Source organism: Pseudoalteromonas sp. MMG022, from assembly GCF_021654245.1.
Classification (GTDB): domain Bacteria; phylum Pseudomonadota; class Gammaproteobacteria; order Enterobacterales; family Alteromonadaceae; genus Pseudoalteromonas; species Pseudoalteromonas amylolytica.
This window is the reverse complement of record NZ_JAKFZQ010000028.1, coordinates 31,473-46,247: the sequence shown is the minus strand read 5'-3', so window position 1 is coordinate 46,247 and position 14,775 is coordinate 31,473. Positions and strand designations below refer to the sequence as shown.

Here is a 14,775-nt window from a genome sequence, read left to right as displayed (position 1 = left end):
CCACAACCACTTCTTGTATTTAGTCAGTCGTCGGTTCACTCTTCATAAGTTACAGCTCCCGCAACCACTTCTTGTATTTAGTTAGTCGTCGGTTCACTTTTCATAAGTTACAGCTCCAGCAACCACTTCTTGTATTTAGTCAGTCGTCGGTTCACTTTTCATAAGTTACAGCTCCCGCAACCACTTCTTGTATTTAGTTAGTCGTCGGTTCACTCTTCATAAGTTACAGCTCCCACAACCACTTCTTGTATTTAGTCAGTCGTCGGTTCACTTTTCATAAGTTACAGCTCCCGCAACCACTTCTTGTATTTAGTCAGTCGTCGGTTCACTTTTCATAAGTTGCAGCTCCCGCAACCACTTCCTGTATTCAGACAGTCGTCGGTTCACTCTTTATCGCTTTGGAAATTGTTTCTTGGTTGAACAGCAAGTTTTGACAGGAGTGGTTTTGTTGTGATGGTGAGGTATAAATGGACAGAAGCAAAGCGCAACAGCGCTTTGCTTGGTAGGACTAGAATTGCGCCGCGTATTCCTCGGCTTGTTTCCAAACTCGCAATGTGTTGCCGGATAAGATTTTCTTAATATCTACTTCACTGTAGCCTCTATCTAGCAAGCCTTGAATTAGATTTGGGTAGCTTGATACGTCTTTTAATCCCACAGGTAGAGAGTCACCTACACCATCATAGTCAGAGCCAATACCTACATGGTCAATGCCAATGAGTTTAACCACGTGATCTATGTGATCTAGGACCTGCTCAAGAGTTGCAAATGGGAATGGATTGTCTTTGATGAAGTCTTCTCGCTGCGCTGCATTGTCACGCTTTTTATACCAGTTTTGGGCGCTGGAGGTGACGAAGCTTGAACCAAAGTTAATCTGAATGACACCGCCGTTCTTTTTCAGCGCTTTGAGCATGTCATCGTCCATATTACGCTCAAAGCCCGGCGTGTACTTTCTCAGTGATGAGTGCGATGCGATGACTGGCACTTTAGACAGCTCCATAACTTGATAAAATGCAGCATCAGAAATATGTGACACATCGACTAACATGCCAATTTTGTTCATTTCTACAACCAGCTCTTTACCAAAAGGGCTTAACCCCTTCCACTTGCGACGAATATCGTATGAAGAATCTGAAATATGATTACTTTGAGAGTGGGCTAAAGTAATGTAACGCACACCTCTATCAAAAAAGTGTTTTAAGTTTTTGAGATCTCCTTCAATGGGAGAGCCATTTTCCATACCCATCGCAATGGACATTTTGCCTTGCTTGAAGTGGGTAAAAATGTCTTTACTGGAGTAAGCGACGGCGAACTTGTCTGGTGCTCTAAATGCAAGGGCTTCCATTCCATCAATAAGCTGGTTAGCCAGTTGGTAGCTTTTACCTTGGCCTTCAAACTCAAGGTGAGCAGGGATGTAAATAGACATAAAAGGTGCGTTCAAGCCACCTTTAACGGCTCTTGGATAATCGAAGTCACCACCTTCGGTAGCCTTACTCACATCATCCCACTTGTCTTCTAGTCGATAAGGTACGTCAATGTGGGTATCAATTAGGATGCTTTTTTGCGCTATCCTATGTGCGCGTTCTGATGCTTGATAATCTTGCGCTTGTGCGGTCAAAGCCGACAAAGCAAGAGCGCAAAGAGTAAAACGTAATGTCATGAGCCTGCCTTAAGTTATTCTGGATTTACCTAGACTATAACTGAAATTGCCAGCAGGCTAAACGCTCTGCGACCAGTTACTGATATTCAGAGTAATCCTCGTCTTGCATCGCCTGAAATTGCGCCTTTGAGACAATATTGACAGACTCATGTAACTCCGAATACACGATCAAGGCTTCACCAGATTTCAATTGCGCTTTAACATGTTCTACTTTTGCTTCTGTTGAAAATTCCTGTTCACCATAGTCGGTGCCTTCGCGCAGCACATAGTGCTCAATCAGGTTATTAAGTGTGGTTGTATCAAGTTGTTGATAAGGAATGATCATACATGGCTCTTTGCTGACAATGAATTGAAGTAATGGGGAACGGCTTTTTCCAGCCAAAACTCAGGTTTGAAAGGGTTGTTACCCGAGATAAAACCAACGTGGCCGCCCTTGCGAGACACTGCTAAAGTCACACTATCACTGACTTGCTCGGATTGTGGTACAGCCTGTGATGATAGCATTGGGTCATCTTGTGCGTGGATCAACAGCGTGGGTGTCACGATATGCTTCAGGTAGTTCTGTGCGCTAGCTTGTGTGTAGTAATCTTCCGCGCCGTCAAAACCATGCAGCGGTGCGGTGATTAAATTATCAAATTGCCACAGGTCATTGATAGCGTGCAATTGCTGTTCATTGACGGCGAGTACATCCGCAATGGTATCTAGTTTGCGTGAGAATGAACGTTTCATTCTATCGAGCAGGTATTTTTGATATAGCCCATAGCAACTTTTTCTGATCACCTGACATGAGGAAGATAGATGATGTGGCGCGGAAATTACCGCGGCACCTTGCAAGCCACTATGCTGACGCTGCTCGCCCAAATACTTAGCCAGAACATTTCCACCTAAAGAAAAGCCAACCGCGTATAGCGGTCTGTCAACAAAGCGCTGTTTTAAGGTGTGGATAAGAAATCCAAGATCTGATGTTTCACCACTGTGATAGGCTCTGGGTAATTTATTGGCTGCGCGAGAACAATTGCGAAAGTGCATTAGTACGGCATCAAAGCCACTGCGTGTTAAAGCCTTGAGCATACCTTTGGCGTAAAAGCTGTTAATGTTGCCCTCTAGACCATGTAAAATAATGGCCAGCGGCGCATCTGGACGTTTTTCCTGTGCCCATGCGAGCTCTAAAAAGTCACCATCAGGGGTAGTTAGCTCTTCAAACTGTACCGGTACTTTTTGCAACGGGCGAAAAAAGCGCGGCAGAATTGTTTGCGCGTGTCGATTGCGCATCCACCATGCGCTGTTGAATAAATAGTCCATAAAGCGTCTTACAATCAAAGGGAAGTAAAGTTTAGCAAACCTCTGCTTAGGATAACAGGTACAGGCGATATGGGGCTGCATTGAGCTAAGTCATACAAAATAAAAAGCACCCGACTAACTAGGTTAGTAAGGTGCTTTGTGCGTCGTGCTTAATTTTTTTACTGCTGGGGGAACTTATAGTTCTGCTGTATCTACTCACAGCTTGAGAATGACTTCCCTACTAATGAGGTACTTCAGCCTCTTGTACTTTTTTAACAAAGTAATAAACGTAGAAGACACATAGCCCAATCACTGTGCCTAAGATCCCAAAAGAGAGAAATAGTACTGGGTCACTAAAAAAATCTCTGAAGAATACGTTCATGGCTGCGGCCTCCTAACTTGTCGATGTAGTAATCTTAGCCCTCCTTTAGGACGGCTGATATGATCGAGATCAAGTTTCTAAACGCACGAGTTTTATGGCCAGTAAGACCTTGATCGAGATCATGATTTTCCGTCAGTTAGGCTTTGTAGCAACAAAGTAGCATCGTATTTATTGAGGTACAGTGACAGGTTTTGACTAAGGGTGAGCGGTTGCAATGAAAGTTGCTGAGTGAGTCTAAGCAGCTCTGCTTGTTGCAAGCGCTCAAGCTGTAGCTCGCTTTGTAATAGCTGTTTACGAAGTGTTTGATAGTGAGCGTGTTGTGAGTAGCTTTGTTTAAGGTTTGCTCTTATCGCCCTATGTGGTGCCAACAATAGAGTGTCTAACTGCTGACAAAGCACTGTTAAGTGAGCGATATCAGGCTCACTTATCTGTAACTGTAATTTTTCTAGGTAAAGTAATAGCAGGCACAGATTGATATTTTTCTGGCGCTCATTTTGCAGCATCAGCAAGGTGTTTTGCGTATTCCCTTGCTGATACAGCTGGCATGAAAACTCCCAAAAAGCCTGCTCACTTAACTGCTTCATAACTCAAGGCTTTGCTCAAATGAGGTTTGCTTTTCTTCGAGTTCTTCCAAAGCGAGCAGAAGTGACTCTTCGACGTCGTTGAGTAGTGGCGTAATCTTTGCCTGCTGTGCAAGTAGCTCAGTCAGCTGGGCTTTGTTTTCCTCTTGATATAAGTCGTTGTTTGCCAACTGTTGCTCTATTGTTGATAGTTGATCTGAATATTTATCGAGAGATTTTTCAAGCTTTTCGATTTCTTTTTTCAGTGGCTGCACCGACTTGCGAAATTCTGCTTCAAGGCGTTTTTGCTCTTTGCGGTTGCTACTGGAGTGGGCCTTGGTTTCGGTCTCTGGTTTTTTACTCGCTTCCTTGTTGGCGTTTAATAGCCATTGATAGTAGGCATCAAGGTCATAGCCAAATTGTGTTACCTCACCATTGTCTACCAAATAGTATTCATCGGCGGTATTTTTCAACATATGGCGATCGTGCGAGACGGTAACCATGGCCCCTTCAAAACCCTGAAGCGCCATGACTAAAGCATGGCGCATTTCTAGATCCAAATGGTTGGTTGGTTCATCAAGTAATAAGAGGTTAGGCTTTTGATACACCAGCATAGCAAGTACAAGCCTGGCTTTCTCGCCACCAGAAAACGGTGCTACAGGTTCAAGCGCTCTGTCGCCGTTAAACGCAAACCCTCCTAAAAAGTCGCGCAGAGATTGCTCACTGGCTTTGGGGTCTAAACGCTGAATATGCGTGACTGCACTGGCACTGAGATCTAAAGACTCCAACTGATGCTGTGCAAAGTAACCAATTCTTAAACCCTGATGAGTAAAGACGTCACCTGCTTGCGGACTAAGCTCTCCGGCAAGCAACTTTATCAAGGTTGATTTACCCGCACCGTTGCGGCCGAGTAAAGCAATACGACTGCCGGGTACTAAATTTAATTTGATTTTGTTGAGCACGGTCACATCGCCGTAGCCTGCCTGAGCACCGTCCAATGTCATCAGCGGATTGGGCAAGGCTGTGGGCTCGGCAAACTCAAAGTCAAATGGTGAGTCGGCATGAGCGGGTGCTAGCTTTTCCATACGCTCCAGCGCTTTAACACGGCTTTGCGCCTGTTTAGCCTTACTGGCTTTGGCCTTGAAGCGCGTAATAAACTTTTCTAAGTGAGCAATCTGCTCCTGTTGCTTTTCAAATAGAGCCTGATGCTGCGCCATTCGCTCTGCTTTTTGGCGCTCGAACTGAGAATAATGGCCCTTGTAGACATTAATTTTCTGTTGCTCTATGTGCCAGATTTGATCCACTACCGCATCTAAAAACTCTCTGTCGTGAGAGATCAGCACCAAGGTGCCTGTGTAGGCGCGCAAAAATCGCTCTAGCCAATAAACCGCATCCAAGTCCAAGTGGTTTGTCGGCTCATCGAGTAGCAATAAGTCTGCGTCACGGATAAGTGCCTGCGCTAAGTTTAAGCGCATTCGCCAGCCCCCAGAAAAAGCGCTCACAGGGTGGCTTATCTGCTCATTGCTAAAGCCCAAACCATGTAGCAGTTCACCTGCTTTAGCTTCAATGCTGTAGCCTTTCATGAGCTCTAGCTGTTGGTGAACTTGTGCTTGCTTAGCACCATCTTGCGCTTGTTCGGCTTGTTGCAGTGCCACTCTACATTGGTAATATTCAGGGTGGCCTTGTAGTACATAATCCAAAGCACTGATATCTAGCGCGGGCGTTTCCTGTTTTACTGAGGCTATCGACCAGTCTTTTGGGATGAGAAACTCACCGGCATCCAGTGTTAATTCGCCCTTTAATAGTGCAAACAGGGAAGATTTTCCGCAGCCATTGGCTCCCACTAGGCCCACTTTATGCTCAGGAAATAAAGTGGCGCTGGCATTTTTCAATAGGCTTTTGGTGCCACGCAATAATTCAATATCAGACAGCTGGATCATAATGCTTTGTTGTTAAACCCGAATGTAGGTAATCATAACATGAAGGTTGGTATATAAGTCAGCACTGTCGTACTTATTGGGCTGTTCAGTGCTTACAATCGTATCTATAGATGTTGCTTTAGGTTAAAATGAACACAATTCGAGATTGGCTTAATAGTGTAGTAGGGGCAAAGCCGTGAGACAGAAAAAACGTTTTATTGCTGGGGCATCGTGCCCTGAGTGTAAAGAGCTTGATGTGATGATGCTATTTAAAGAGCACGATGTTGAAAAAGTAGAATGTGTTAAGTGTGGCCATGTGATGACTCAACCTAAGGAAGCCGTTCAAGCATCGACTCGCCACTTTGAGCAAGTGATAGGAGTGTTTAAGCCAGAGTAACTCTGGCTTAACGTTAGTAATGCGGGGGGGGAGGCTCTTGGTGCTGAGGCATCAGGCCTTCTTCTTGGCTCTCTTTGATCTTTTCACCTAATAACTCTATTTGCCGTTGCATTCTTGCAAGCCTTTGTTGATGAGTCTTGAGTTCATCATTGAGGGTTTCAATGGTATCGTCTTGAAAGGCCACCTTGGCTTCAAGCTCCATAACGCGATTTTCTAACTCTGTCATCGGGACTCCACTTGATTAAAACGCTCTAATAGCCCGCTTGAACTTTCCGCCATTAGGGCTGTGTCTTGCTCAACAAATGTGACATCGAACACAACTGCTGATTTTGGGCGGCTGCCTTCGCGTGGCTGCACTTTCCATAGGCCAAGCTTTTCACCGTCTGCAACGCGCCATAGAGTAAGCTCTCTATTTGGCGCGCCCGTGGCGAGTAAAGTGCCAGCTTGATTAAAGCGTACTGCGCTAAATATTTTCTGCCGCGCAATATACTGCAATTGTGAAACAAGATCACCCGAAGCCAGTTGCCAAATGCTGGCTTTTTTTAGGCTATCAGCGGTAAAAGCATATTGACCCGTTGCATCAAGCGCGACTTTCGTTACTCGGCTTGGGTGGTTAAAGCGGTGGATCACTTGTCCTGTTCTGGTATCCCAAAAGTATGCGCTGTAGTCATTTGCCCCCGTCAGTGCAAAGTGTCCGTTGGGGGATAAGGCGATAGAGTTAATTTTTTCTTGATGACCGAGGAACTCTATACGTCTTCCGCTTTCTAAGTCCAGATGCACGACCACATTGTCACTGCGTCCATAAAGCACATAGCGGCCCTGATTGCTAATGGCAATGTCTCTGATGGTACCTGTTTGGATTTGGTAATAGCCTAGGTTTTTACCAGTTGTGATGCTCCAAACTGCGAAGGTTTCGTTTTCTGCGGTAACAGCCACGCTGTTGTCATAGGCGATAGCAAGAGAATGAACTAAATTGCCATCGGGCTTGGATTGTTGCCACTGATATTTTAAGCCATGGACTTGATTGTCCCAAAGACTGACACCATGTTCTACGGATGACACTAAACTGTAACGACCATCATGTGAAATGGCGGCAGCAAATGCGCCTCGTGCTGCATGCTCAACGGTAAAATCGGCTTTTTTATCGGCTGGAGTACAGCTGCTTAGCAGTATACAGACAAAAAGCAGCCATAAACGATGGAGTTTGAGCATAAAATGGGCATTTCCCCTTAACGCTGTGAATTTCACTGGGTTAGACTATAAAAATCGACACAGTTTATTGATAGTATCAGTTTGATAGTAGCGTATCGTTGCCGCAAAGTCGCTACAAGTCACAGAAAACATTAAATATCTGCCAAAGTGCTATACAATTTGGCATATTTAGTGATGAATGATAATGTGGCTACACAGCTTTAACCATTAATATAATATTAACAGACGGTCGACAGACCTGTCGGAGAGAGAGAATGAAACAGACGATTAAACTGTCTTTGGTGGCAGCATCAGTGTTAGCACTGGCTGCATGTAACCAAAAAGCAGAAGAAAAACCTGCAGAACTAAAACTAGAAACTGAAGCTCAGCAACAAGCCTATGGTATTGGTGCTTCAGTAGGTAATTTCTTACAAAAAGACTTGGAAGATAAAAGCAGCTTTGGTATTGAGCTTGACCAAGCGCTATTAATGCGTGGCTTTGAAGATGCGCTTGCAGGTAAAGCACAGCTTGATGAAGCGAAAATTCGCGAAGTATTAACAGCATTAGACACGTCAGTACGTGAGAAGCAAGCTGAAAAAGTAAAACTAGAAGCTGAGCAAAACAAAGTTGAAGGTGAGAAATACCTTGCTGAAAACGCGAAGAAAGACGGTGTAGTTGTCACTGAATCTGGCCTTCAATACGAAGTACTTACTGAAGGTGAAGGCAAAAAGCCAGTTGACACTGATCACGTTAAAGTACACTACAAAGGCACATTGTTAGATGGCACTGAGTTTGATAGCTCTTATGCACGTAATCAACCAGCAAGCTTTGGTCTACGTCAAGTTATCAAAGGTTGGACTGAAGGTTTACAGTTAATGCCTGTTGGCTCTAAGTTCAAGTTCACCATTCCACCTGAGCTTGGCTACGGTGAGCGTAACTTAGGCAAGATCCCTGCTAATTCAACATTGATTTTTGAAGTTGAGCTACTTGAGATCCAAGAAGACGAGAAAAAAGCTGAAGCTGAATAATACGCAACAGTTAAAAGTACGAAAAAAGGGCCCAATGGCCCTTTTTTAGTGTCTGAATACGTCCGCAGCTTATCAGTCACTAATCAGTGTGATTTGCGTATAAGTTATCGATTAACTCATCTTCTAATTCAAAACGTAATTCTAGCACTTCGCCTAAATTCGACAGGTCACGGTCAAAGTCTCTTAATACCTGCTCTTGTGAATTCTCAGCGTATTTATCGTTGAAGTCTAAAGCTACATCAGTAGTATCAGCAATACGTGGGTACAGTGCTTGAGCAAGTTTAGCACTATCAGGGCCTTTCTCTTCGCAAGCCTCTACTAGGTTGTCGTAAATTTCAAAATGACCTGCAGACAAATAATCCATGAGTATCTGACAAAATGACTGGATTTGCAGTTGATCGGGTAATGCATGATCTTTTTTGTCATAAGGAGAAAAACCCGCAATTTTACAGTATTGCAGTAATAATTCTTGTCGCTCTGCTAACCATGCATCAATAACACTATGGCTGCCTCCCCACTTTTCTTGGGCTTGTTCTAACCTCGAAAGCATAGTGATCTCCTATTGCGGATTGTTTTACTCTATAAAAAGGAAATCTGCTGCAAAGGTCAACCTATTTTTATTTTTATTATCTAAAAACAAATTAACTATATGATTTTTAATGAGTTCCGCTTTTGGGGTTATAAAAAAGAAAAAACCACCTTGAAGGTGGTTTGAATGCAGTTTAGCTAGTTGATAACTATTATTGTTATTATTATAAAGGTGTTTTGTTGTTATTTTTGTAACGCGGCATTTTTATAGCAAGTTTTTACCCTCGTTGTAAATACCCTCACACATGATTTTTGCCTAATTTCAGTACAATTTTTCTAACATTTTGAGTTATGGGCAGTTTAATCTAGATCATAGTTACACGATTTTGCGCTTTGGTTTAGATAGAGTGAGGGCCAAGATAGTGATACAATCTGCGCAATTTTTAAAGCATTGGAATCGAGATACGCTATGAGCGAATTGAAAAACGATCGTTATTTACGTGCGTTGATGAAACAGCCAGTTGATGTCACGCCAGTTTGGATGATGCGTCAAGCTGGGCGCTACTTACCTGAATATCGTGCAACCCGTGCACAAGCTGGTGACTTTATGAGTCTATGCAAAAATGCTGAGCTTGCTTGCGAGGTTACTTTGCAGCCGTTGCGTCGTTATCCGCTAGATGCGGCAATCTTGTTCAGTGATATTTTGACCATTCCTGATGCGATGGGACTGGGTTTATATTTCGAAACTGGAGAAGGCCCTAAATTTGAACGGCCAATTAGCTCGCTACAAGATGTAAAAAACATCCCAAATATCGACCCTACAGACGAGTTGGGATATGTTATGAATGCGGTAAGTACCATTCGTCGAGAACTAAAAGGTGAAGTACCACTAATTGGTTTCTCGGGGTCACCTTGGACGCTTGCAACTTACATGGTTGAAGGTGGTAGCAGCAAAACTTTCGGTAAAATTAAGAAAATGGCATTTGCTGAGCCACAAACTCTACACCTGTTGCTAGATAAACTGGCTGATTCAGTGATTGACTATTTAAATGCGCAGGTGAAAGCGGGTGCACAATCACTCATGGTATTTGATTCATGGGGTGGGGTACTTAGCCCACGTGATTACAAAGAGTTCTCTTTACAGTACATGCATAAAATCGTAGACGGACTGATCCGCGATCACGATGGGCGTAAAGTGCCTGTAACGCTATTTACTAAAAATGGCGGTCAGTGGATTGAAGCTATCGCCGCGACCGGGTGTGATGCGATTGGTCTGGATTGGACGATTGATATTGCTGATGCAAAACGTCGTGTTGGCGATAAGGTGGCATTACAGGGCAACATGGATCCCGCGATGTTACATGGTACACCTGAGCGTATTCGTGAAGAAGTGCAATCAATTCTTGCTGGGTTTGGTGAAGGGTCTGGCCACGTATTTAACCTTGGTCATGGTATTACACCTGATGTAGATCCTGAAAATGCAGGTGTGTTTATTAATGCTGTGCACGAATTCAGCGGCAAATACCACAAGTAATTTGGTAAACGAAAAAAGACAAAAAACCCAGACTTAGTCTGGGTTTTTTATTGCCTGCCTAGTAGGTAAAGTATTACTTGTTAAACGCGCGCTTCATAAAGTTAGGAGTTGCTAGCGCCCCTTTATGAATGCCGGTGTTGTAATACTCAGTATCAAACTGTGCCTTGTCAGCGTCACTTTCTCTGAAGCCATTGAATGACTCGCCCTTACGTGCCATGGTTGCTGACCATAAGCCGCTTGGGTAGATAGGCTGAGGAAAAGGCAGTGTTTGTAAGTCAACAAAGCCAACTTCAAGCATTGCATCTCGCATTTCTAGAAGTAGTGGCATGTGAGTAAGTGGTGACTCACTTTGTTGTACCATAATTCCACCAGGGCGCAATGCTTCTAAACAGCTCTTGTAAAACGCGTGGTTGAATAAGCCTTCACCAGGCCCTACTGGATCAGTACCATCAACGATAACGACGTCAATTGATTCAGGTGTAGCTTCACGCATGTATTTGATGCCATCGTCAAACATTACAGTGGCACGAGGATCGTTGTTTGACTCACATAGTTCAGGGAAATACTTTAACGACATCTGTGTGACGACTTCGTCGATGTCGATTTGCGTTACGCTCTCAACACCTGGGTGTTTCAATACTTCACGCAGTGTACCGCAGTCACCGCCGCCGATGATCACGACATTCTTTGGTGCAGGGTGAGAAAAAAGTGCCGGATGGCTCATCATCTCATGATAGAAAAAGTTTTCTCTGGTGCTGACCATAGTGCAACCATCGATGATCATGAGGTTACCAAAATTGGTTGTTTCATACATCTCAACATTCTGAAAAGGAGATTGGATCTCATCCAGCTTTTTGTTGATGCGCAATGAAAAAGCGCTGCCATCACGGTCGCTGACCTCTGTAAACCAACGGTTTGCTTCTAAATTCGACATATCTATTTTCACACTTACTATAAATTGTTGGCAATTTTGCCAGTGCTTTGAGTTTTGCTCAATTTATTTTAGCGCATTAAGGGAAATTATGGCGGCATGTTTTGTAGAAAAATTGACTAATTCAATGAAAAAAAGGCATTTTACGAAATTTTAAGCGGCAGTAGTTTGTCACTTTGGTTGTGACGCCTAATTCATCGTATTACCAGTCTTTGTATGTGCTTGCCATTTAGAAGTCAGTATAAACTTCCATAAAAGTTACGCACTTTTTAACTGGAAGATCCAAATTGGTTGTCAGCTTGGATTGCCTTTTCTGGCATTTGTATTCTTACTTTCTCAAAAGTTTGGTTGAAGAAAGTTGTTAATATTATTTTTATTGGTGAGTATCAGATGATTGATTGTGTTATCTGAAAATATCATCGCCATCTGGGTCAGTGCGTATTAAACTACACGTTTTAACCATGAATAAACGAGAAAGCCATGACTTGGGGTTTAGACACAGCACGTGCTTTATACAATGTCGCGCATTGGAGTGAAGGATATTTTGATATTAATAATAACGGTGAGTTAGTCGCTTACCCAGACGGCGACCACAACAAAACCCCAATTTCCCTCAACCAGTTGACCGAAGATTTCAAGGCACAAGGCTTAACTTTACCCGTGTTGGTGCGTTTTACCGATATCTTAAAACATCGTGTCGATACGATGACCGATGCATTTGCACAGGCTTGTCAGCAGCGAGACTACCAAGGTCAATATAATTGTGTTTACCCAATAAAGGTGAATCAACAGCGTTCTGTGGTGACAAAATTATTGGCACATCCAAGCGGTCAAGTAGGCTTAGAGGCGGGCTCTAAACCAGAGTTAATGGCGATTCTTGGTGTTGCTACTAAGCCTATCACTATTGTGTGTAATGGCTATAAAGACAGTGAGTTTTTAAGGCTTGCCTGTATTGGTCAAGCCATGGGCCACAAAGTGAATATCGTGGTTGAAAAGCTATCAGAGCTGACCACGCTTATCAAAGAAATTGATGATTTAAAGATTGAACCTGCGATAGGTATCCGCATTCGTTTAAATTCTGTGGGCAAGGGAAAGTGGCAAAACACAGGTGGAGAAAAAGGTAAGTTTGGTTTAACCGCTGGGCAAGTGCTTGAAGCGGTTGAGATGCTCAAACAAGCCGACAAACTACATTTGATGAATTTGGTTCATTTTCACATAGGCTCTCAAATTGCCAATATTCGTGATATTCACCGAGCATTGAAAGAATGTGCACGTCATTTTGCTGAGCTATCGCAGTTGGGTGTACCGCTTAAAACTGTAGATGTGGGTGGTGGCTTAGGCGTTGACTATGAGGGGTCAGGTTCACGTAGCGCATGTTCTATGAATTACACAGTAGCCGAATATGCGCGTAATGTGGTCAGTGCCTTTGCTGAGGTGTGTGAGCAGCATGACTTAGTGCACCCTGCTATTATTACTGAGTCTGGTCGCGCGTTGACGGCACATCATGCGGTGTTAATTACCGATGTGATTGACGTTGAGAAAGCGCCTAATCAACATACTCCAGTTGTACCTGCCTCTGATGCGCATGTGATCATACAAGAGCTATGGCAAGCTTATAGCCGGATTACTGCGCGCTTGGCGTTGGAGACATACCACGATGCTATGCATTTGTTCAGTGAAGCCCATGCGCAGTATGTCCATGGTATGGTGAGCATGACCCAGTGGGCACAAATTGAGCAGTTATATTTTACCATCCTGCATCGAGTGAGAGAGTTGCTAAATGAAAATGCGCGTGCTCACCGTGAGGTTTTGGATGACTTAAATGAAAAATTGGCAGATAAATTGTTTGTTAACTTTTCACTGTTTCAATCATTACCAGATGTATGGGGCATTCAGCAGCTATTCCCAGTTATGCCAATAGAATCCCTAGATAAACCATTGACCCAAAGGGCGATTTTGCAGGATATTACCTGTGACTCGGATGGCCAGATCCGTGACTATGTTGAGGGATCGGGTATTGAGTCAAGCTTACCTATTCCGCCGTATGTCCCCGGTGAGCAATATCATATCGCGATGTTCATGGTTGGTGCTTATCAAGAAATTTTAGGTGATTTACATAACCTGTTTGGGGATACTGATTCAGTGCACGTTGAACTGTGTGATGAGGGCTATAGCTTGACTAATGCTATCAAAGGAGACAGTGTTCAGGACGTATTAAAATTTGTTCATTACGATCACACTCAGCTTGCAAATAACTTTGTGGCTCGTGTCGGTGAAACGGTTCAGGATGAAGTGCTGCGTACACAATATTTGCAAGAACTCAATGCTGGACTGGCTGGGTATACCTACTTTGAAGATTAGATAAAATGTAGTGTGCTAGGTTTTTTGCTGGTTAAAAACAAGGTATCATCATCGGCCATATTAAAGGCTGAGTCGTTTACTTATGACTCAGCTACTTGGCTAGGTTGTAAAGGAAGCATTGCATGTCGTTGTTACGCTGTATTCTGAGTTTGATACTGTATACATTGAACACACTAGTATGGTTTGTCCCAATATTCATATTTGGCTTGATTAAACTTTTGCCTATCACGCCCTTGCAAAAGGTGTGTAGTTGGCTGGCAAAGGAGTGTGCAAGCTTTTGGGTCGCAGGCAATAACTTAACCCAAAACCTGTTATCGCCATTCAAACTGAATGTTGAAGGTTTGACTGACCTTAAACGACAAGACTGGTATTTAGTGATTGCGAATCATCAAAGCTGGGTAGATATTTTGGTGATGCAACGTGTGCTGCATCGGCAAATTCCTTTTTTGAATTTCTTCTTAAAAAAGGAATTGTTGTACGTTCCTTTTCTTGGGCTCGCGTGGTGGGCGTTGGACTTTCCATTTATGACTCGCATCAGTAAAAGTCAGCTAAAGAAAAACCCAAAGCTCAAAGGCAAAGACGTTGAAACTACTAGAAAAGCATGTGAAAAGTTTAAAGCTATGCCGGTGAGCATCGTAAATTTTGTGGAAGGCACTCGCTACACACCGCAAAAACATCAACGCCAAAATAGCCCTTTTAAACACTTACTTAAGCCTAAGGCCGGTGGTATAGCATTTGTTATGCAGGCAATGGGCGAGCAGTTAAGTAAAGTGGTCAATGTGACGATTCATTATCCAGATGGGATTCCTACATTTGTTGATTTCGTCAGTGGCCGAGTGAAACAAATAGATGTGCATGTGGACGTGTTGCCCGTGAGTGAGAACCTGATCGGTGACTATAGTAATGACAATGATTTTAGAGTACGTTTTCAAGCGGAATTGAATCAGTTGTGGAACCAAAAGGACGAGCAGTTACAGCGGTTACGCAGCTAAAATTAAACAAAGCG

Annotated in this window: 15 protein-coding genes; 5 read left to right on the top strand and 10 right to left on the bottom strand. The window is 43.4% G+C overall.

Annotated elements, in window-relative coordinates; all coding sequences use genetic code 11:
- Nucleotides 1–508: 508 nt before the first annotated feature.
- The 6 genes from L1070_RS18795 to L1070_RS18770 all read right to left on the bottom strand — a co-directional run bounded on the left by L1070_RS18795 (nucleotide 509) and on the right by L1070_RS18770 (nucleotide 5,820).
- Entirely contained in the window at nucleotides 509–1,657 is a 1,149-nt protein-coding gene (locus tag L1070_RS18795; RefSeq protein WP_237126695.1) for a dipeptidase, read from the bottom strand.
- Nucleotides 1,658–1,733: 76 nt separating this feature from the next.
- On the bottom strand, nucleotides 1,734–1,982 hold the full coding sequence (locus L1070_RS18790) for a YheU family protein (RefSeq protein WP_070986544.1): 249 nt from the start codon (nucleotides 1,980–1,982) through the stop codon (nucleotides 1,734–1,736).
- Nucleotides 1,979–2,959 carry a hydrolase gene (locus L1070_RS18785; protein WP_237126694.1) on the bottom strand — a complete coding sequence of 327 codons (981 nt, stop codon included), beginning with the start codon at nucleotides 2,957–2,959 and terminating at the stop codon, nucleotides 1,979–1,981. The genes L1070_RS18790 and L1070_RS18785 overlap by 4 nt, the downstream gene beginning before the upstream one ends.
- A gap of 220 nt (nucleotides 2,960–3,179) precedes the next feature.
- Nucleotides 3,180–3,320 carry a DUF3149 domain-containing protein gene (locus tag L1070_RS18780; RefSeq protein ID WP_237126693.1) on the bottom strand — a complete coding sequence of 47 codons (141 nt, stop codon included), beginning with the start codon at nucleotides 3,318–3,320 and terminating at the stop codon, nucleotides 3,180–3,182.
- Between the two features lie 119 nt (nucleotides 3,321–3,439).
- Entirely contained in the window at nucleotides 3,440–3,904 is a 465-nt protein-coding gene (locus tag L1070_RS18775) for a TIGR02444 family protein (protein ID WP_237126692.1), read from the bottom strand.
- Nucleotides 3,901–5,820: an ATP-binding cassette domain-containing protein gene (locus tag L1070_RS18770; protein ID WP_070986541.1), complete on the bottom strand. Its 1,920-nt coding sequence runs from the start codon at nucleotides 5,818–5,820 to the stop codon at nucleotides 3,901–3,903. The genes L1070_RS18775 and L1070_RS18770 overlap by 4 nt, the downstream gene beginning before the upstream one ends.
- A 175-nt stretch (nucleotides 5,821–5,995) precedes the next feature.
- On the opposite strand from L1070_RS18770, the gene L1070_RS18765 reads away from it, so the two are divergent.
- Complete coding sequence (locus L1070_RS18765; protein WP_070986540.1) at nucleotides 5,996–6,196, top strand: YheV family putative zinc ribbon protein; 201 nt, start codon at nucleotides 5,996–5,998, stop codon at nucleotides 6,194–6,196.
- Nucleotides 6,197–6,209: 13 nt separating this feature from the next.
- On the opposite strand, the gene L1070_RS18760 is transcribed toward L1070_RS18765, so the two are convergent.
- Nucleotides 6,210–6,422, bottom strand: coding sequence for a SlyX family protein (locus L1070_RS18760; RefSeq protein ID WP_070986539.1), 213 nt, complete (start codon nucleotides 6,420–6,422; stop codon nucleotides 6,210–6,212).
- Nucleotides 6,419–7,408 (bottom strand): hypothetical protein, encoded by a 990-nt coding sequence (locus L1070_RS18755; protein WP_237126691.1) that lies wholly within the window; start codon nucleotides 7,406–7,408, stop codon nucleotides 6,419–6,421. The genes L1070_RS18760 and L1070_RS18755 overlap by 4 nt, the downstream gene beginning before the upstream one ends.
- 254 nt (nucleotides 7,409–7,662) lie before the next feature.
- Between L1070_RS18755 and fkpA the strand changes: the two genes are divergently transcribed.
- Nucleotides 7,663–8,415 (top strand): FKBP-type peptidyl-prolyl cis-trans isomerase, encoded by a 753-nt coding sequence (fkpA, locus tag L1070_RS18750; protein ID WP_070986537.1) that lies wholly within the window; start codon nucleotides 7,663–7,665, stop codon nucleotides 8,413–8,415.
- A gap of 79 nt (nucleotides 8,416–8,494) precedes the next feature.
- Here the strand turns inward: fkpA and L1070_RS18745 are convergent, their stop codons facing one another.
- A complete protein-coding gene (locus L1070_RS18745) occupies nucleotides 8,495–8,965 on the bottom strand; it encodes an Rsd/AlgQ family anti-sigma factor (RefSeq protein WP_070986536.1) in 471 nt (156 codons plus the stop codon).
- A gap of 447 nt (nucleotides 8,966–9,412) precedes the next feature.
- On the opposite strand from L1070_RS18745, the gene hemE reads away from it, so the two are divergent.
- Complete coding sequence (gene hemE, locus L1070_RS18740; protein WP_237126690.1) at nucleotides 9,413–10,477, top strand: uroporphyrinogen decarboxylase; 1,065 nt, start codon at nucleotides 9,413–9,415, stop codon at nucleotides 10,475–10,477.
- Nucleotides 10,478–10,550: 73 nt separating this feature from the next.
- Here the strand turns inward: hemE and speE are convergent, their stop codons facing one another.
- The gene (gene speE, locus L1070_RS18735) at nucleotides 10,551–11,411 is read right to left on the bottom strand and encodes a polyamine aminopropyltransferase (RefSeq protein WP_070986534.1); all 861 of its coding nucleotides are present in this window, start codon (nucleotides 11,409–11,411) and stop codon (nucleotides 10,551–10,553) included.
- 477 nt (nucleotides 11,412–11,888) lie between these two features.
- On the opposite strand from speE, the gene speA reads away from it, so the two are divergent.
- Together speA and L1070_RS18725 are read left to right on the top strand one after the other, a co-directional pair.
- On the top strand, nucleotides 11,889–13,769 hold the full coding sequence (speA, locus tag L1070_RS18730; RefSeq protein ID WP_237126689.1) for a biosynthetic arginine decarboxylase: 1,881 nt from the start codon (nucleotides 11,889–11,891) through the stop codon (nucleotides 13,767–13,769).
- A gap of 122 nt (nucleotides 13,770–13,891) precedes the next feature.
- Nucleotides 13,892–14,761, top strand: a complete 870-nt coding sequence (locus tag L1070_RS18725; protein ID WP_237126688.1) for an acyltransferase — start codon at nucleotides 13,892–13,894, stop codon at nucleotides 14,759–14,761.
- Nucleotides 14,762–14,775: the final 14 nt, after the last annotated feature.